Raw genomic sequence first — 16,826 nt, 5'->3', positions numbered from 1 at the left:
GGGCGGACCCGGACGACCCGCGACACTCCCTGGCGCCACCCGCCCGGCGCTCAGGCCTTCTCGGCAGCCTTCTCGGCGGACTTTCCGGCGGACTTTCCGGCGGACTTCACCGCAGGCTTCACGGCAGGCTTCACCGCGGACTTCACCGCGGACTTCCCGGCGTCGTCGCCCGACTCCTGGCCCGAGCGGAAGGCCAGTCGCTGCGCCGCGTGCCGGCCGCGCTCCTCCACCGGGATCATGCCGGTGGCGCCGGCCAGGCCGAAGGCGGGCATGTCGAAGTAGATCGACTCGTAGCCGCCCTCCGGCACGATGTACGTCTCGTGCCAGAGCCCGACGTGCCGGTGCGTCTTGCCTTCCTTCACCATCCGGTTGGCGATGCCCCACACGGTGTGGTGGAAGCCGTCCGGCGCGCTCGCGTAGCGGTACAGCGCCTCCTTCGACTCCCAGTACTGGACGACGTAGTAGGTGCGCGGCGAGGCGGTGAGCAGGATGCGGCCGCGCAGGCCGCGCTCGGGGCTGCGGCGCAGCTCGTAGAGCATCCGGAACATCGCGAACATCACCGGGCCCCAGTGGTGCACGGCCCAGAACCGGTTGATCCGCATCCCGATCAGCAGCACCACGGTGTCGCCGGTCGCGGCGGCGGTGGTGTAGCCGGGTTGCGGTTTGGCGAACAAGGGCATGACTGGCCTCCCCGGGTCCACGCTCCATGTAATCGGTGATTACATCAGCGCGCACCAGGCCGGTCAAGGCATGCCGCACGCACAATTCGGCTACGGCGCACGCCGGTTGGCGATCCCCTGACCGAAGGTGTCGAGCACCTGGTCGGCCAGCTCCTCGGCCTTCTCGGCCGGCAGGTAGCCGTCCACGATCATCTGCGCCAGCCCGTACACCAGCGCCTGCCCGGCCAGTGCGAGCCGCTCCGGATCGCCGGGGCGCAGCAGGCCGGCCTCCTGGTCCGCCAGGATCAGGAGGGTGAACACCTGGTCGATGCCGTCGAGTTGCTCGCTCAGCTCGGGCTCCCGGGAGGCCGCGAACATGCGCGAGCGCACCAGCTCGAACCGGCGCGGATGGTGCAGCGCGTACCGGACGCACCCGAGGCCGAGCGCCCGCAGCATCGACCGGCCCTCCGACTCGGCGACCGCCACCTGCCCCTGCTGCCAGTCCACGAAGTCCGCCAGCACCCGGTCCGCCAGCGCCGTCAACAGCGCCTGCCGGTCGGCGAAGTGCCGGAACGGCGCCCCCGCCGACACCCCGGCCCGCCGCGCCACCTCCCGGACGCTCACCTTCTCCTGCCCCTGCTCGTCCAACACCTCGAACGCCGCCGCCACCAACGCCTCCCGCAACGCCCCGTGGTGGTACGCCCCGCGCTCCCCGCGCTCTCCCGCCATGCTCGCCATGCCCGCCTTGCTACCACAGCGCGCCCGCCCCGGGCGCGGGGCCGGGGCGGGCGGCGGGTGTCACCAGGCGTAGTCCTCCGGGGCGGGCCGGTGGCCAGGGAAGATCTCGTCGAGGCGGTCGAGGGTCTTCTGGTCGAGCGTCAGGTCCAGGGCCCGGACGGCCGCGTCCAGGTGGGCCGGGGTGCGCGGGCCGACGATCGGGGCGGTGACGGCCGGGCGGCCGAGCAGCCAGGCGAGGGCCAGCTCGGCCGGGTCGGCGCCGAGTTCGTCGGCGAAGTCCTCGTAGGCCTGGATCCGGTCGCGGTGCTTGGCCAGGAGTTCGCTCGCGTGGCCCATGGCGCCGCGCACCCGGGTGCCCTCGCGCTCCTTGCGCAGGATGCCGCCGAGCAGCCCGCTGCGCAGCGGGGACCACGGGATCAGGCCGAGGCCGTAGTGCCGGGCGGCCGGGACGACCTCCAGCTCGACCGTGCGGTCGAGCAGGTTGTACAGCGACTGCTCGCTGACCAGGCCGAGGAAGTTCCGGGAGCGGGCGGCCTCCTGGGCCTGGGCGATGTGCCAGCCGGCGAAGTTGGACGACCCGACGTAGATGATCTTGCCCTGGGCGACCAGGACCTCCATCGCCTGCCAGATCTCCTCCCAGGGCGTGTCCCGGTCGATGTGGTGCATCTGGTAGACGTCGATGTGGTCGGTCTGCAGCCGCCGCAGGCTGCCCTCGACGGCCTTGCGGATGGCGAGGGCGGAGAGCCTGCCGTCGTTGGGCCAGTCGCTCATGTCGGCGTAGGCCTTGGTGGCGAGGACGGTTCGCTCGCGGCGGCCACCGCCGCGGGCGAACCAGCGGCCGATGATCTCCTCGGTGCGCCCCCGCTGCCGGCCCTCGCTGTCGCGGCCGTACATGTTGGCGGTGTCGAAGAAGTTGATGCCGCGTTCGTGGGCGGTGTCCATGATGGCGTGGGCGTCGGCCTCTTCGGTGTGCGGGCCGAAGTTCATGGTGCCGAGGCAGAGACGGGAGACGGTCAGGCCGGTGCGGCCGAGGTGGGTGTACTCCATGGCGCCCACCCTCCGCCGCACCGGCACCGGTGTCCAGCACATTCGGCGGATCGGGTGGATCACCGCCCGTGCGTGGCGAACTTCCGTACGGCCAGCGGCCCGCAGAGCGCGAGCAGGGCGGCGCTCCACAGCAGCGTGACGAGCGCGGCGTGCTGCATCGGCCAGGCGGTACCGGGCGCGGACGGGTTGCCGAACAGCTCCCGGCAGGCCTGGACGACGGCGCTGATCGGGTTCCAGTCGGCGACGGCGCGCAGCCAGCCGGGCATCCCACCGGTGGGCACGTACGCGTTGGTGATCATCGCCAACGGGAAGACCATCACCGCGAGTTGACCGGCCTGCTCCTCCTTGCCCACGGCCAGGCCGAGCAGCGTGCCGACCCAGGTCATCACGAACCGGAACAGCATCAGCAGCCCGAACGCCTCCGCCGTGTCGGCGAGCCCGTTCCGGGCGCGCCAGCCGGCGGCGAGCCCGACCAGCACCATCGGCACCATCACGACGAGGCTGACCAGCAGGTCGGCCAGGGTCTGGCCGAGCAGCAGTCCGGCGCGCGAGACCGGCATCGAGCGCAGCCGGTCGGTGACGCCGCGCCCGACGTCGCGGGCGGCGCCGACCATGGTGGGCATGATGCCGTTGGTGGCGACCATGGCGAACAGGCCGGGCATCAGGAACTCCTTGTAGTCCCCGCCGCCGGGCACCTGCATGGCGCTGCCGAAGACGTACCCGAAGACCACGACCATGACCACCGGCACGGCCAGCGAGGCGGCCAACAGTCCGGGCGAGTGACGGTAGTTGAGCAGGACGCGGAGCATCGACGTCCAGGTGTCGGCGACCATCCGCCCCCCGGCGGACGGACGCGAGGCGGTGTACACGGCCGTGGCCATCAGGCGGCCTCCCCTTCCAGAACGGTCAGCTCGGGTGTCACTCGCGCCTCCCCGGTGAGCGCGAGGAACACGTCGTCCAGCGAGGGCGGCCGGACGGCGACGTCCTCCGCGACGACCCCGGCGGCGTCCAACTCCCGTACCAGCACGGGAAGCGGGACGGCTCGGCCGGGCTCGGTCAGCACGGTGACCGTCCGCTCGGCGACGTCGATCCGCGCCTCGCCGCCGCCCAACGCCGTCACCACCACGGCGGCGGCCGGGAGTTGGCCGGGATCGACGAGCGTGACGGAGACCTCGCTGCCGATCGCCGCCTTGAGCCGGGCGGGCGGGCCGGTGGCGATCGCAGCGCCGTGGTCGACGACCACGATCTCGTCGGCGAGCCGGTCGGCCTCCTCCAGGTACTGGGTGGTGAGCAGCACGGTGGTACCGCCGTCCGCCAACTCCTTGACGGTGTCCCAGATCCCCTGGCGGCTGCGCGGGTCGAGCCCGGTGGTGGGCTCGTCGAGGAAGAGCACCGGCGGGCTGGTGACCAGGCTGGCGATCAGGTCGAGGCGGCGGCGCATGCCGCCGGAATAGGTGCGCACCAGCCGGTCGCCGGCCTCGGCGAGGCCGAAGCGCTCCAGCAGCTCGTCGGCGCGCCGGCGGGCCCCGCGGGCGCCGAGGCGGTGCAGCCGGCCGAAGATGCGCAGGTTGTCGCGCCCGGTGATGCCCTCGTCGAGCGCGGCGTACTGGCCGGCCAGGCCGATGGCGCGCCGCACCTCCTCGGCCTCGCGGACGACGTCGTGTCCGGCGACCCGGGCGACGCCCTGGTCGGGGGCGATCAGGGTGGCGAGCACGCGCACGGCGGTGGTCTTGCCCGCGCCGTTGGGGCCGAGCAGGCCGCAGACGGCGCCAGCGGGGACTACGAGGTCGAGGCCGCGCAGGGCCTCGGTGGCGCCGAAGCGTTTCCCCACTCCCGCCATCTCGATGGCGGGGCCCGCCGAGACGGCGGCGGGTCGGGTGGTGACGGACATGGCTCTGCCCCTTCTCTAGGTACAGCGTACGTAGAAGTGCGTGCCCACGCATCGTACTACGTACGCCGTACGTATCTAAGATGGGAGCGCGAGGTGATCTTCCAGTGCCGTCCAGCAAGCCCCCCAGCAGTCCCGAGAGCCCGGACCAGCCCGGCCGCCCCACGCCGCCGGGGCGGCCGACGCCACCCGAGGCCCCCGAACTGATCTGGCTGCGCCCCGAGCGCACCGGCCGCGGCCCCCGCCCGGCCCACAGCCGCGACTCGATCGCCGCCGCCGCCGTCGGGATCGCCGACGCCGAGGGCCTGGACGCCGTCTCGATGCGCCGGGTCGCGGCCGCGCTCGGCGCGGGCACCATGTCGCTCTACAACTACGTGCCGAAGAAGGAGCACCTGCTCGACCTGATGCTCGACGCGGCCGCCGCCGAGTACCGGTTCCCGCCGGAGCCCAGCGGCGACCTCCGGGCCGACCTCGCCGATCTCGCCCACCAGCAGATCGGCCTCTTCCGCCGCCACCCCTGGCTGCCCGGGCTGGTGCTCTCCCGCCCCGGCATCGGGCCCAACGCGCTGCGCTACACCGACCACTTCCTGGCCGTCACCGCCCCCTCCGGCCTGCCCGGCGGCGCGCGGATGGAGGCGATGGCGATGTTCAACGGCTTCCTGTGCCAGTTCGCCCAGTACGAGCAGACCGCCGCCGCGGGCGCCAAGTGGCAGGCGGAGATGGTGGGTTACCTCACCCAGGCGGCCATGAGCGGGCAGTACCCGCACCTCGCCCAGGCGTTCGCCACCGCCGGCCCGCCGGCCGATCCGGACCGGGCCTTCGACCGCACCCTGGACCGGGTGATCCTGGCCATCCTGGCACCGATCGCGGAGTAGCGCCCGACCTGGCAGGGCCCGGGCCGAGAAGGCCCGGGCCGTCCGGCTACGCCAGCAGCGCCGCCCGCGGCAGCACCCCGGCCACCCGCCCGTCCACCAGCACCGCGACCGCCGGGTGCGCCTCCCCCAGCGCCGCCCGCGCCTCGCCGACCGGCTGCCCCACCCCGACCACCGGCAGGGCCGGCCCGAGCAGCCCGCCCACCGGGTCCCCCGGCTTGGCCGAGCCGTCCGCGAGCGCCGCCGCCAGCACCTCCCGCTCCGCCGTGCCGACCACCTCGGACGCGGCGACCCCGTACGGCCGCGCCCCCCGCGCCAGCAGCACCGGCGCGACCCCGCCCGGCGCGGTGCGCAGCGCCTCCAGCGTCCGGGCCACGGTGGTGTCCGCGGTCACCGCCACCAGCAGGCCGGCGGCGTCCAGCAGCGGCCGCAGGCCGTCCGCGTCCTCCAGGAAGCCCCACTGCCGCATCCACGCGTCGCTGTGCACCTTGGACAGGTAGGACCGCCCCGAGTCCGGCAGCAGCACCACCACCAGGTCGTCCGGCCCCAACCGCCGGGCCACCCGCAGCGCCGCCGCGACCGCCGTGCCGGAGGACGGGCCGGCCAGGATGCCCTCCTCGCGGGCGAGCCGGCGCGCGGTCAGCAGCGACTCGCGGTCCGGGATGCACTCGAAGGTGTCCACCGCCTCCGCCCGGTAGGCCTTCGGCCAGCGGTCCTCGACGGTCTCGGGGTGCAGGAAGTGCCCGATGCTCTCGACGTACCAGGGGCTGCCGTCGCCGCCGCCGTACATCGAGGACTCCGGGTCGGCCCCGACCACGCTCACCGCACCGCCGCTGACCCGCTTCAGGTACTCGCCGGTGCCGGTGATGCTGCCGCCCGTGCCGACACCCGCGACGAAGTGGGTGACCCGGCCGGCCGTCTGCTCCCAGATCTCGGGGCCGGTGGTGCGCAGGTGCGCGTCGGGATTGGCCGGGTTGTCGTACTGGTCGGCGAGCCAGGCGCCGGGGATCTCCGCCGCCAGCCGCCGGACGACGTTGAACAGGTGGCTCGGATCCTCCTGCGGCACGGAGGTCGTGGCGGTCACCACCTCGGCCCCGTACGCCCGCAGGATGTCCGACTTCTCCGCCGCCGACTTGTCCGACACCCCGGCGATCACCCGGTACCCGCGCTGCCGGCCGACGATGGTCAGCCCGATGCCGGTGTTGCCGGAGGTCGCCTCGACGATCGTCCCGCCCGGCTTCAGCAGGCCCTCCCGCTCGGCCGCCAGCACCATGGACAGCGCCGCGCGGTCCTTGACGCTGCCGCCGACGTTGAAGAACTCGGCCTTGGCGTAGATCGGCGCGGCGATCCCGGCACCGAGACGGGCGAGGCGGAACAGCGGCGTCCCACCGATCGCGTCGAGCACTGATTCGTGAACTGCGGCCAACTCGGGCCTCCTCGGTTCGGTTGAGCTCGGTACCGTTCCTAGCGGTGGCGGCCGCTGCCGGCCGGCCCGCCTGAATCCGGACAGGTGGTCCGGTGACCTCGCAAACGGTCTTCGAGATGTCGTTGCCGCACGGCGCGCCGGACTCCCCGTCAGCCGTCAGGAACAGCCGCTCCGCATTCCATCGCTGCCGCCACTGCGTCCCGGTGAGCAGCACGCACACACCGCCGTGAGGGCCTTCTTCCGCTCGGCGCGCCTGCTCTCCTTCACCGGAACGTTGAAAGGGGCCGCGATCGCGCGCGGTTCGTGCTTCTTGCGGCGCTTCGCCATGATTCAGCCCCCCTCCGACCTCTCGTCAACCCGCAATGATCAACACCACACACTGCTTACCCGAACGATCCTGCCCACCGCCGGGTCCCGGCACACGGCTCCCCCGTGTGAGGGAGGTCGCGGGCCGCGCGCCCCTCCCCGCCCGGAGGGACGCCGGCGCCCGTCCCCGTCCGCGCGCAGGACGCCCGTTCCTGCGCCCTCGCGACACCGTGGGAGCACCACCGAACGAAGGAACCGCCCATGACCCGACGCCAGTTGCGCACCGTCACCCTGGCCGGCAGCCTCGCCCTGCCGTACATCGCGCTGAAGACGTACTGGGCGGCGGGCGGCCGGGCCGGGCTCGCGGACGGCTTCTCGCTCGCGGACGAGTTCCGGCGCAACGGCGGGCCCGCGCCCCTGATCTGGCTGGAGCACCACGGCGTCGACTTCACCGCCGTCCTCGCGCTCACGGGCGTCGCGCTGGCCTTCGTCGTCGCCCGGCACCTGCCCCAACGCCGGCTGCCCCGGCTGCTGTTGCTCGCCCCTGCCTGGGCGGGCACGCTGCTGATCCCGTACGGCCTGCTGACCGCGCTGCTGGGCACGCTCGGCACCGGTTCCGAGGACGCCCGCATCACCGGCTGGATCCTCCCGGCCGGAGTGGCGGCCTTCGTCGGCATCGGCACGGCGCTGGGAGCCGCCGCCTCGCCGTACCGGCGCGGGATGGGGCGCGCGCCTCTACGTACGCGCCCCATGGTTTCGGCGCACTCCAGATTGCGCGACGCTGTCGCTCCCACCCGCCCCACCGATCAGGGCGGGCACGGAGAGTAACCGCTCATCGGATCAGCGGACCGAGCAGACCGCGCTCCACTGGCCGAGCCAGGAGGCCGAGCCCGTCCTCGGCTGAAGCCCTCAGCGCCCGCTCGGGTGGCGGGACAGCCAGTCGGCGTGCCGCGCCCGCAGCCGGTCCCGTTCCCCGCTCGACGTGAGGAAGACGTCCGCCCCGCCGTCGTACGGGTGGTAGAGCCGCCGCAGGCCGGTGTCCGTGACGATCACCCCGGCCTCCTGGTAGTCGGCGCACCGGCGCAGCAGCCCGTCCAGGCAGCCGCGCCGCCACGGCCGCCGCTCCAGGAAGACGTGGCAGTAGGTGCGGAACTCCGGGTCGGGGTCGTCCGTCTGCAGCCAGCTCCGCCAGTGCGCGCCGGGGCGCCCGGCGGGGGCGCCGGGCGCGTCCGTCCAGCACGAGGTGAGGACGTACACCTCCGCTCCCGCGAACAGCTCGTCCAGCACGGTGTTGTGGCGCTCCAGCAGGATCCCGTACTCGCGCTCGTCCTCGGCGTAGCGCTTGGACTCCGGGAGGCTGTGGAAGCGCACCCAGACGTCCCGCTCGCCCGCGTCGATCTCGTGTCCGACCGGCAGACTGCCCGGCCATCGCCGGTCCCATCGCGCCGTCAACTCCGCCAGGTCCACCCCTTGCTCCTCTCACATCGTGGGCGCACCCCGCCACAGTCGCCCCACCCGCCCCAGTTCGGGGAAAACCCGTCGTCAGAGGTGTCCCGACCCCGTAGCGTGGTCCGGTCGTTGATCTTGACAGACACCACACGGCATGTCGCGCGCACTGTCAGGCGCCATGACATGCGAGCAGAACGGGGCGGTACACGATGCAGGACTACCAGGGCTGGGTGGACGAACGGTACGGCGCCGTCGCCGACGTCTTCAGCCGCAACTTCGCGGAGTTCCCCGAACTCGGCGCGGCCGTCACGGTGTTCGTCGACGGCCGCAAAGTGGTCGAACTGTGGGGCGGCACCGCCGACGAGCGCACCGGGCGGCCGTGGGTGCGGGACACGCTCGTCCCGGTGTTCTCCTGCGCCAAGGGCGCGGTGGGCATCGCCGCCCACCTGCTCGCCGAGCGCGGCCGGCTCGACCTGGACGCCCCGGTCGCCCGCTACTGGCCCGCGTTCGCCCGGCACGGCAAGCAGGCGGTCACCACCCGGATGATCCTCGGCCACCGCGCCGGCATCCCCGCCCTGGACGCGGCGCTCACCTTCGAGCAGATCGCCGCCTGGGAGCCGGTGGTCCGCGCGATCGAGGACCAGCCGCCGCTGTGGGAGCCGGACAGCACCTACGAGTACCACGGCCACGTGCTCGGCTTCGCGGTCGGCGAGGTGATCCGCCGGATCACCGGCCGGACGCCGGGCGCCTTCCTGCGCGCGGAGCTCCCCGACCTGCCGGTCTACCTCGGCCTGCCGCACCACGAACTCCCGCACGTGGCCCGCCTGGTGGAGGCCGAGGGCCGCCGCCCGATGCCCGGCCCGGAGCACCTGCTGACCAGGATCGTGACGATGAACGGCGCCCTGGCCTTCCCCGGCCTGGACGTCCCGCACGGCTGGAACGACCCGGCCCTGCACGCGATCGAGCTGCCGGGCGCGGGCGCCGTCGCCTCCGCCGGCGGCCTGGCCGGCCTGTACGCGGCCGCCGCGACCGGCTTGGACGGCGGCGCGCCGCTGCTCTCGCCCGCCACCATCGCCGACGCGACCCGCGAACTCTCCTCCGGCGCCGGCTACCTGGGCTTCGACCTGGGCGCCCGCTGGGGCTCCGGCTTCCTGCTGGACTCCCCCGCGTTCCGCCCGCTGCTCGGCCCCCGCAGTTTCGGCAACGACGGCGCCGGCGGCCAGTTCGCCTTCGGCGACGACGAGTTCGGCGTCGGCTTCGCCTACGTCGCGAACCGGATGATCGGCCACGGCGACGCCCGGGCCAACCGGCTGATCGAGGCGGTGCGCGCGTGCCTGTAGCCGACACCTTCCTGCGCCGGCTCACCGAGCTCGCCGGCACCGGCCGCCTCGGCGAGCTGCACTACGACGCCTCGCTGCCCGAACTCGCCACCCGCTTCGGCGATCCGTACGACTGCGGGCGCGTCCACAAGGAGTCACGCTGGCCGCACGCCTTCGGCTGGGGCGACGTCTGGACGGTGTTCTGCCGCTGCCGCCGGCTCCGTTCGCTCTCCCTGCCGACCTGGCACGGCGAGCTCGAACTCCCGGAGCCGGGCGAGGAGTTCGCCACCTACGACACCCGGGTGAGCGAGTCCGGGCTGACCGCCGCGCTGACCGCCGCCGGCTGCGCCTGGGAGACGGTGACGTACGAGAACATCCCCGGCCAGCGCACCCTGGAGGTGGCCCCGGCCCCGGAGGTGCGGGTCGGCCTCGTCCTGGTCGACCGCATCGACCTCGACCAACCGCCGCTCACCGACTGGGTGTTGCACAAGGTGGGCCTCTGGGGCTACGACCACCCGGACTGCCCCGAGCCGGACCGCACGCTCCCCGACGACGGCTGGGGCGCGGCCACCCCGGCCCCCCGGTGAACCGGCCGCCACCCGTTCCGACCCCTGTACGGAACGGGTGGCGGCCCGATCGGCCCCCGCTCTCGACGAGCGGGAAGTCGGACTACTTGAGCAGGAAGTCGATGACCGCCTGCCGCCCGGCCGGATCGGCCGCCCGGTTCTGCACCGAGTGCGCCGCCCCGGGAACGATCACGATCGTCGGGTCGTGAGCGGACTCCGCCTCCTGGTACAGCCACTCGTTCGGAGTGGACAGGTCCCGGTCCCCGCCGAGCAGCAGCACCGGCACGTTGGGCAGCTTGCGGTGCTCCGGCGGGGCGGGCGGCACCGGCATCCGCGGCCAGTCCTGGCAGACCAGCAGGCTGCCGAGCCCGGTCGCGGTCGCCGCGTCGTACGGCCAGGTCTGCTCGGGGTCGTCGGCCAGGTCGTCGCGGGTCTGCGCCAGCGCGGCCGCCCGGCCCTCGACCGGGGTGTCCGCGGTGCCCCACGGGTAGACGCCGTCCGCGCACAGCGTGGCCGCGTGCAGGCCCTGACTGAGCGCCTCGGCGGGGGCGGCGTCGTCCTTGTGGACCTGGTCGAGGAAGGCCTGGAGCTTCTCGGGCTTCCCGGCCGCGGCCTCGTGCAGGTACCCGGCCACCCCGCCGTAGTCCGGGTCGGCGAACTCGTAGCTGGTGAGGGCGTCCAGGATCCGCGCCCCGTTGCCGTACGTGCGCACGGTCGTGGCGAGGTCGACGGCCGGGTCGGTGGTGCAGCCGGTGGCCTGGCAGGCGGCGCGCAGGACCCGGGCGGTGGCGGGCAGGGCGACCAGGTCGAGCGGGTCGTACCCCTGCTGCGGCACCACGGAGTCGAGCACCAGCGCGTTGACGTGCGCCGGGTGGGCGAGCGCGTACCGCTCGGCGACGAAGGTGCCGTAGGAGACGCCGTCGATGGTCAGCCGCTTGTCGCCGAGGGCCCGGCGCAGCGCGTCGATGTCCTCGACGGTGTCCGCGGTGCTGTAGTAGCGGGCGTTCGGGCCGAGGACGGCGGCGCAGTCCGCGATGGACTTCCTGCCCGGCACGGCGAGGTCGGAGGAGCCCATGTCCTGCTGCAGGCCCGGGCAGTCGAGGGCGTTCCGGCCGGTGCCGCGCTGGTCGTACATGACGATGCGGTAGTCCTTCAGCAGCGGCGCCAGCTTGGTGGAGATCCTCCGGATGAACGGCACGCCGGGCTGGCCGGGGCCGCCGGTGAGGAAGAGCAGGTCGCCCTTGGGGGCGTCGGCGTTGCCGGTCATGGCGACGTCGAGGGTGAGGGTGCCGGGGGTGGCGCCGCTGTGGTCGAGCGGCACGGTGATGGTTCCGCAGAGGTACTCGGGCGCGCCCTGGCAGGGCGCCTGGCCGGCGACTCCGCCGCCGGGCCTGCCCTGGCCCGGCGCCGCGGCGGCGGGGGTGGCCAGGGTGGTACCGGCGACCACTGCGACGGCGCCCAACAGGGCGGCGACGCGGCCACGCGTGCTCGTCATGTTCGTCCTCCCGGTCGTGCCGCGTCCGATCCGACGCGGTCAGGGAGAAGCTTGTGCCCCGGGCCGCTTCGTTGGCGAGCTTTCGTGCCAGGATTCGAGCAGTGTCGAATCGTCGGATGCCGGAAGACGGACGAACCGGGCTTTCCGGTTGCCGAGTCGCGTCGGCGCAGCGTTCCGGACCCCGGTCCGGAGGAGGGGGCGGGCCGTGATCCGGCTCAGCATCGACTCGGCCGGGCTCGCCCGCACCCGCTTCGTGGTATCCCCGCTGCACGAGGCGGTGAACACCCTGATGGCCTCGGGCACCAACTCCCGTGGCGGCCCGTACGCCTGGGTCGGCCGCACCCGCCGGGCGCTGCGCCGCGAGGGACTGGAGCTACTGGCGGGGCTGGCGCTGGAGCAGGCCGGCGGCTACGTCCCGGACTTCCTCTCGCCGCACCCGTCCGGCCCGGCGCCGACCGTCACGGAGCAGCTGGAGGCGGTCCGCAACACCCCGGAGGAGCGGGTCCTGGCCGAGCTGGAGACGACCCAACGCGGGCTGGCGAAAGCCAGACTGATGGGCCGTCAACTGCCCGAGGCGGTCCTGGTGGCGCTGCGCCGCGGCCCGCGCCACTTCGCCGGCCGGGTGGCCGACGAGCTGGGCCGCTACTGGGAGTCGGCGCTCGCCCCGTACTGGCCGGACGCACGGGCGGTGCTGGACGCCGAGATCGACCGGCGCGGCCGCTACATCGCCCGGCACGGCACCGGCGCGCTGTTCGACTCGCTGGCCCCGGGGCTGTCCTGGACGGACGGGCAGATCCGGCTGGAGAGCCGCTTCGAGGTGGATCTGCCCGCCCGGATGGTGCTGCTGATGCCGACCCTGGTGAGCCGGGAGATCCACGTCATCCTGGACCCGGTGGACGGCATGCACCGGGCGCCGACGCTGATGTACCCGCTGGCGCCGCCGTCGCCGGTGCCGCGCACGCCCACCCCGGCGCTCGCCGAGCTGCTCGGACCGACCCGGGCGGACCTGCTGGCCGCGCTGGTCGACCCGGCGACCACGGCCGCCCTGGCCGCCCGGCACTTCCTCAGCCCGGGCACGGTCTCGTACCACCTGGGGGTGCTGCACCGCTCGGGCCTGGTGAGCCGGGTGCGCAGCGGGCGCGAGGTGATGTACGGCCGCACGCCGCGCGGCGAGGCGCTGGTCACCGCCCCGTAGCCGCCACCGCGGTCACAGCAGGCCACCACCGGTCACCACTTGTCACAGCCGCTACGCGACCGCGCGCGGCAGCACCACCCGCACCCACTCCTCCGGCTGCGACAGGTGCGGAGCGTGCCCGGCACCCTTGTAGAGGTGGCGCTCGGCCTTCGGCAGAGTGAGGTCGATCAGGTCCAGCACCTCGCCGAACATCGGCGCGCTGTCGTCACTCTGGGTGAGTAGCACCGGGTCGCCGTAGCGGCCGAGGCCGGCCAGGTCGAGGTCGAGCGCGTCCGGGTCGCGCAGCTCGTCCAGGTAGGTGGGCGCGTTGCGGATGTAGGTGTGCCGGACGGGCGCGGGCAACTGCTCCCAGGCGCCCGGCCCGAAGGCGAGGCTGTCGACGTACAGTTCGGCGGCCGCGGCGGACTCGGCCTGTTCCAGCAGCTCCCGGACGGCGGCGATCCGGTCGGCGAAGGCGGTGCCGATCGGCCGCAGGTCGGGGTCGGCGAGCAGGATGCCGGTGCCGGGCGGCTCGTGGACGGCGAGGCCGCGCAGCAGGTCGGGGCGGGCGGCGGCGAGCCGGAGCGTGACGAGGGCGCCGTAGGAGTCGCCGTAGACGAAGGCCGGGGCGAGGCCGAGGGCGTGGATCAGTCCGGCGAGGTCGGCCGCGTCCTCATGTACCGAGCCCTGGGTGAGCGGGTCCTCGCTGCGGCTGTGGCCGCGCCGGTCGTAGGCGACGACGGTGGTGTGCGCGGCGAGGCCGGGCACCACCCGGGACCACGTGTCGCCGTCGCTCCACGAGCCGTGCACCAGGACGACGCCGGGGCCGGAGCCGTCGGCCTCGTAGTGCAGCGAGACCCCGTTCACGCTGATCTCGGCCATCACGAGCCTCCCGGTCGGTCGTCTCGGCGGTGCTCCCCCACCAGCCTGACACAACCGGCCCCGACCGGGTCGGCTCGGCGGCCGGGGCGCCGGGTCAGTTCAGCCCACGGACCGGCGGCTCGTCCCGGGTGCCGTCCTCGGCGACGACGGTGAAGCGCTCGCTCCCGAAGGTCGACAGGTCGACGGGGTAGAGCGAGGCGGTGTCGTTCACGTCCAGCTCCCTGGTCCGCCGCCCGGTGGCCGCGTCGACCCTGGTCAGGGAGTTGCGGGTGAGCGCCCACACCGATCCGCCGTCCGCCAGCACCCCGGTGACCTGGTCGTCGAGCCCGGCCGTCCACCGCTGGCGCCCGTCCGCGAGCGAGTAGGCGACCAGCCGCCCGGTGGCGACCCGACTGGGGTTCTTCCCGCCGCTGATCCGGATGTCGCCGGGCCGCTGCGCGGGGGCGATGAACAGGTCGCCGACCACCACGGCACCGAACAGCGGCCGGGCGTTGAACTCGTCGAAGGCGTGCACGCCGCCGAGCATCACGTCGAGGTCGTACTCGTCCCCGGAGACCGGGATCGCGGCCCGCTGCCGCCCCGCGCCGTCGTAGCTGAGCACCGCGTGGGTGCCGCGCTCGGCCTGCGCGTCGACCCAGACGGCGAGCGGGTCGACGGACACCACGGCGAGGTTCTTCAGCCCGCCGGTCGCGGGCAGGGTGGTGCGCGAGCGCTCCCGCCCGTCCGCGGGCACCAGCGAGCGCAGCACGGGCGCGGCGGCGCCGCACTGGGCGACGGTCACCACTTCGTTCGCCCCGCCCGCGACCTCCAGCGGCGCGCAGCCGGGGTCGACGGCACTGCGCCACAGCGGGCCGCCGTCGGCCAGCCGGACGGCCCGCCAGGCGTCCCGCTCCTGGAGGACGGCCTCGTCCCCGGCGACGGCGACCAGGTCGGGCGCGGCCGAGTCGCCGGCCCGGGCGGGGGCGTCGACGGCCGCCGTCCAGTCCTCCGCGCCGGTGGCGAGGTCGAGCGCGGTGACGGCGGCGCAGGGCCGGTCGTGCGGCGAGTGCCCGAGCAGTCCGAGCCGGCCGGCCCCGACGCCGCGGCTCATCGCGCACACCGAGTCCTCGCCGGGCGGCGTCCAGCGCCAGGCGACGGCGCCGCTGGCGCCGCGGTAGGCCACCACCTGGTCGGGCCGGACCCGGACGACCAGGTCGCCGCTGGTCCAGCTGCCCACCGCGCGGGCGGTGGACGGCCGGTCGGCCGCGGCCTTCCAGGCGTCGTTGAGCCCGTCCCCGGCGAACGAGAAGAACAGGCCGAGGCCGAGCAGCGCGCCGACCGCGATCGACGGGAAGCCGAACCGGGGGTGGATCAGCGCCCACACCAGGCCGGCGCCGCAGGGCATCAGGCCGAGGATGCTGCCCATCCCCATGAACGCCAGGCCTGGGCCGCCGAAGCCGTTGGCCGGGCCGAACACCACCGCCAGCCCCATGGCCGCGAACATGGCGCCCAGCACCCCGCCGAGGACCACCATCCAGGTCTCCTCATCCAGGGCGACCCAGCCGCCCCGCCACCTCCCCCGGACGCCGTCGTCCACGGGCCCATCGGCCATCCCGGTCTCTTCTCTCCCCTGCCCGGACCGCCCCGCGGAGCGAGGGCGGCGATCTTCGGATCGTCGCAGAGCCCGGGAAGATCCGGAACAAAGAGCGTGGAAAACCCGTCATCGGTCGTTGGCGGCCGGGCCGCCCGCCCGCCTATCGTCGGGGGATGACCATCCGAACCTTCCGCATCATGGTGCGCGGCGTCTTCGACGGCCTCACCGACGAGCAGCGCGCCGCCCTCCGGGCCGAGGCCGCCGAACACGACGTGCTGCACGCCGCCTTCACCCGCGAGGGCCACCTCAGCTACGACCTCACCGCCCGCACCGCCTTCACCTTCCGCTTCCTCGACGAGGGCGAGGAGGAAGCGGACATCCTGCTCGCCACCGAGCGGGCCGAGCAGGCGGCGCGGTCCTGGCTGGCCGAGCGCGGCTACGGCCACAAGAACCTCCGTTCCCAGGCCGAGGACCTCTCCCAGGCACCGCTCGGCAAGCGCCAGAAACGCCAGGCCGCCCGCTGACCCCTCCCCCTCGCCACCTCCTTGACGGCTCTCCCGTCCCTTATGCTTGAGTAGTCAAGGAGGTGGCAATGACAATCCCCGACCCGGCCCCCACGCCCGACCCGCTGGACACCGCCCTGCGGCTGGTCCGCGCCCAGGCGGCCCTGGTGAAGCGTTTCGACGCGAGCCTCAGCGGCCTGCACGGGGTCAGCCTGTCCGACTTCACCCTGCTGCTCCACCTCGGCCAGGCCCCCGGCGGCCGGATGCGCCGGGTCGACCTCGCCGAAGCCCTCGGCCTCACCGCCTCCGGCGTCACCCGCGGCCTCGCCCCGCTGGAGCGGATCGGCCTGGTGTCCCGCGAGGCCGCCGCCCGTGACGCCCGGGTCGCCTACGCCGCCCTCACCCCCACCGGCCGCGAACGGCTCGCCGAGATGCGGTACACCGCCCGCCAGGTCGCCGCCGAGCACTTCGCCGCCGACCGCTGGAGCGCCGAGGACCTCGACCGCCTCACCGCGCTCCTCACCCGCGCCGGCGGCACCGCCCCCGACCAGCGGCGCATCGAGCCCCTCTCCTAGGCTGAGCCGGACCCCCCTCCGGCGAAGGCAAAGGGCAGCACCCGTGACCGACACCCCCGACCTCACCGTGGACGGCACCGGCCTGCTCTGCGTCCAGCTCCTGCTCCGCCTGCGCGCCCGGATCGCCCACCTGCCGGCCGGCGCCGTCGTCCACATCCGCACCACCGACCCGGCCGCCCCGCTCGACCTGCCGGCCTGGTGCCACCTCACCGGCCACGACTACCTCGGCCCGGTCCCCCACCCCGCCGAGGACCACGAGGTGTACGGGCTGCGCCTCACCTCCACGCCGGTCCCGACCCGCCCGAACCGCCCCTGGCACCCGGCCGCCGACTGACCCGGCCCCCAGTCCGGAAA

At 74.2% G+C, this 16,826-nt stretch carries 18 protein-coding genes; 8 read left to right on the top strand and 10 right to left on the bottom strand.

Translation table 11 applies throughout. The features are described from left to right. Positions 1–50: 50 nt before the first annotated feature. The 5 genes from ACPC54_RS15930 to ACPC54_RS15910 all read right to left on the bottom strand — a co-directional run bounded on the left by ACPC54_RS15930 (position 51) and on the right by ACPC54_RS15910 (position 4,335). Complete coding sequence (locus ACPC54_RS15930) at positions 51–674, bottom strand: DUF4188 domain-containing protein (protein ID WP_498965390.1); 624 nt, start codon at positions 672–674, stop codon at positions 51–53. 96 nt (positions 675–770) lie between these two features. Then, positions 771–1,397: a TetR/AcrR family transcriptional regulator gene (locus tag ACPC54_RS15925; RefSeq protein WP_498965368.1), complete on the bottom strand. Its 627-nt coding sequence runs from the start codon at positions 1,395–1,397 to the stop codon at positions 771–773. 60 nt (positions 1,398–1,457) lie between these two features. Further along, a complete protein-coding gene (locus ACPC54_RS15920) occupies positions 1,458–2,444 on the bottom strand; it encodes an aldo/keto reductase (RefSeq protein WP_498965367.1) in 987 nt (328 codons plus the stop codon). A gap of 59 nt (positions 2,445–2,503) precedes the next feature. Beyond that, positions 2,504–3,325, bottom strand: coding sequence for an ABC transporter permease (locus tag ACPC54_RS15915; protein ID WP_498965366.1), 822 nt, complete (start codon positions 3,323–3,325; stop codon positions 2,504–2,506). Next, positions 3,325–4,335, bottom strand: a complete 1,011-nt coding sequence (locus ACPC54_RS15910) for an ATP-binding cassette domain-containing protein (protein ID WP_498965364.1) — start codon at positions 4,333–4,335, stop codon at positions 3,325–3,327. The genes ACPC54_RS15915 and ACPC54_RS15910 overlap by 1 nt, the downstream gene beginning before the upstream one ends. Before the next feature lie 104 nt (positions 4,336–4,439). Between ACPC54_RS15910 and ACPC54_RS15905 the strand changes: the two genes are divergently transcribed. Further along, positions 4,440–5,207, top strand: a complete 768-nt coding sequence (locus ACPC54_RS15905) for a TetR/AcrR family transcriptional regulator (protein ID WP_498965362.1) — start codon at positions 4,440–4,442, stop codon at positions 5,205–5,207. A 46-nt stretch (positions 5,208–5,253) separates the two neighbouring features. Here ACPC54_RS15905 and ACPC54_RS15900 read toward each other — a convergent pair whose 3' ends face one another. Further along, on the bottom strand, positions 5,254–6,630 hold the full coding sequence (locus tag ACPC54_RS15900; protein WP_498965360.1) for a pyridoxal-phosphate dependent enzyme: 1,377 nt from the start codon (positions 6,628–6,630) through the stop codon (positions 5,254–5,256). Between the two features lie 567 nt (positions 6,631–7,197). Between ACPC54_RS15900 and ACPC54_RS15895 the strand changes: the two genes are divergently transcribed. Continuing rightward, a complete protein-coding gene (locus tag ACPC54_RS15895) occupies positions 7,198–7,764 on the top strand; it encodes a hypothetical protein (protein WP_498965358.1) in 567 nt (188 codons plus the stop codon). Between the two features lie 81 nt (positions 7,765–7,845). Here ACPC54_RS15895 and ACPC54_RS15890 read toward each other — a convergent pair whose 3' ends face one another. Beyond that, entirely contained in the window at positions 7,846–8,403 is a 558-nt protein-coding gene (locus ACPC54_RS15890; RefSeq protein WP_498965356.1) for a DUF3885 domain-containing protein, read from the bottom strand. A 191-nt stretch (positions 8,404–8,594) separates the two neighbouring features. On the opposite strand from ACPC54_RS15890, the gene ACPC54_RS15885 reads away from it, so the two are divergent. Together ACPC54_RS15885 and ACPC54_RS15880 are read left to right on the top strand one after the other, a co-directional pair. After that, entirely contained in the window at positions 8,595–9,725 is a 1,131-nt protein-coding gene (locus ACPC54_RS15885; protein WP_498965354.1) for a serine hydrolase domain-containing protein, read from the top strand. Beyond that, positions 9,716–10,291, top strand: a complete 576-nt coding sequence (locus ACPC54_RS15880; protein WP_498965352.1) for a hypothetical protein — start codon at positions 9,716–9,718, stop codon at positions 10,289–10,291. The genes ACPC54_RS15885 and ACPC54_RS15880 overlap by 10 nt, the downstream gene beginning before the upstream one ends. An 82-nt stretch (positions 10,292–10,373) precedes the next feature. Here the strand turns inward: ACPC54_RS15880 and ACPC54_RS15875 are convergent, their stop codons facing one another. After that, on the bottom strand, positions 10,374–11,765 hold the full coding sequence (locus tag ACPC54_RS15875) for an alpha/beta fold hydrolase (RefSeq protein ID WP_498965350.1): 1,392 nt from the start codon (positions 11,763–11,765) through the stop codon (positions 10,374–10,376). Positions 11,766–11,970: 205 nt separating this feature from the next. Here ACPC54_RS15875 and ACPC54_RS15870 point away from each other — a divergent pair, with 205 nt between their 5' ends. After that, complete coding sequence (locus tag ACPC54_RS15870; protein WP_498965348.1) at positions 11,971–12,960, top strand: ArsR/SmtB family transcription factor; 990 nt, start codon at positions 11,971–11,973, stop codon at positions 12,958–12,960. A 51-nt stretch (positions 12,961–13,011) separates the two neighbouring features. Here the strand turns inward: ACPC54_RS15870 and ACPC54_RS15865 are convergent, their stop codons facing one another. Together ACPC54_RS15865 and ACPC54_RS15860 are read right to left on the bottom strand one after the other, a co-directional pair. After that, on the bottom strand, positions 13,012–13,821 hold the full coding sequence (locus ACPC54_RS15865) for an alpha/beta fold hydrolase (protein WP_498965346.1): 810 nt from the start codon (positions 13,819–13,821) through the stop codon (positions 13,012–13,014). A 94-nt stretch (positions 13,822–13,915) separates the two neighbouring features. Next, positions 13,916–15,412, bottom strand: a complete 1,497-nt coding sequence (locus tag ACPC54_RS15860) for an outer membrane protein assembly factor BamB family protein (RefSeq protein WP_498965344.1) — start codon at positions 15,410–15,412, stop codon at positions 13,916–13,918. Between the two features lie 155 nt (positions 15,413–15,567). Here ACPC54_RS15860 and ACPC54_RS15855 point away from each other — a divergent pair, with 155 nt between their 5' ends. The 3 genes from ACPC54_RS15855 (at position 15,568) to ACPC54_RS15845 (ending at position 16,806) form a co-directional block, all read left to right on the top strand. Beyond that, the gene (locus tag ACPC54_RS15855; protein ID WP_498965342.1) at positions 15,568–15,918 is read left to right on the top strand and encodes a DUF6204 family protein; all 351 of its coding nucleotides are present in this window, start codon (positions 15,568–15,570) and stop codon (positions 15,916–15,918) included. Positions 15,919–15,986: 68 nt separating this feature from the next. After that, positions 15,987–16,472 carry a MarR family winged helix-turn-helix transcriptional regulator gene (locus ACPC54_RS15850; protein WP_498965340.1) on the top strand — a complete coding sequence of 162 codons (486 nt, stop codon included), beginning with the start codon at positions 15,987–15,989 and terminating at the stop codon, positions 16,470–16,472. Positions 16,473–16,515: 43 nt separating this feature from the next. Continuing rightward, positions 16,516–16,806 carry a sulfurtransferase TusA family protein gene (locus ACPC54_RS15845; protein ID WP_498965338.1) on the top strand — a complete coding sequence of 97 codons (291 nt, stop codon included), beginning with the start codon at positions 16,516–16,518 and terminating at the stop codon, positions 16,804–16,806. Positions 16,807–16,826: the final 20 nt, after the last annotated feature.

The sequence above is a fragment of the Kitasatospora sp. NPDC094028 genome, assembly GCF_049543595.1.
GTDB lineage: Bacteria > Actinomycetota > Actinomycetes > Streptomycetales > Streptomycetaceae > Kitasatospora.
The sequence above is the reverse complement of the archived record's forward strand: the minus strand, read 5'-3'. Positions and strand labels throughout refer to the sequence as shown.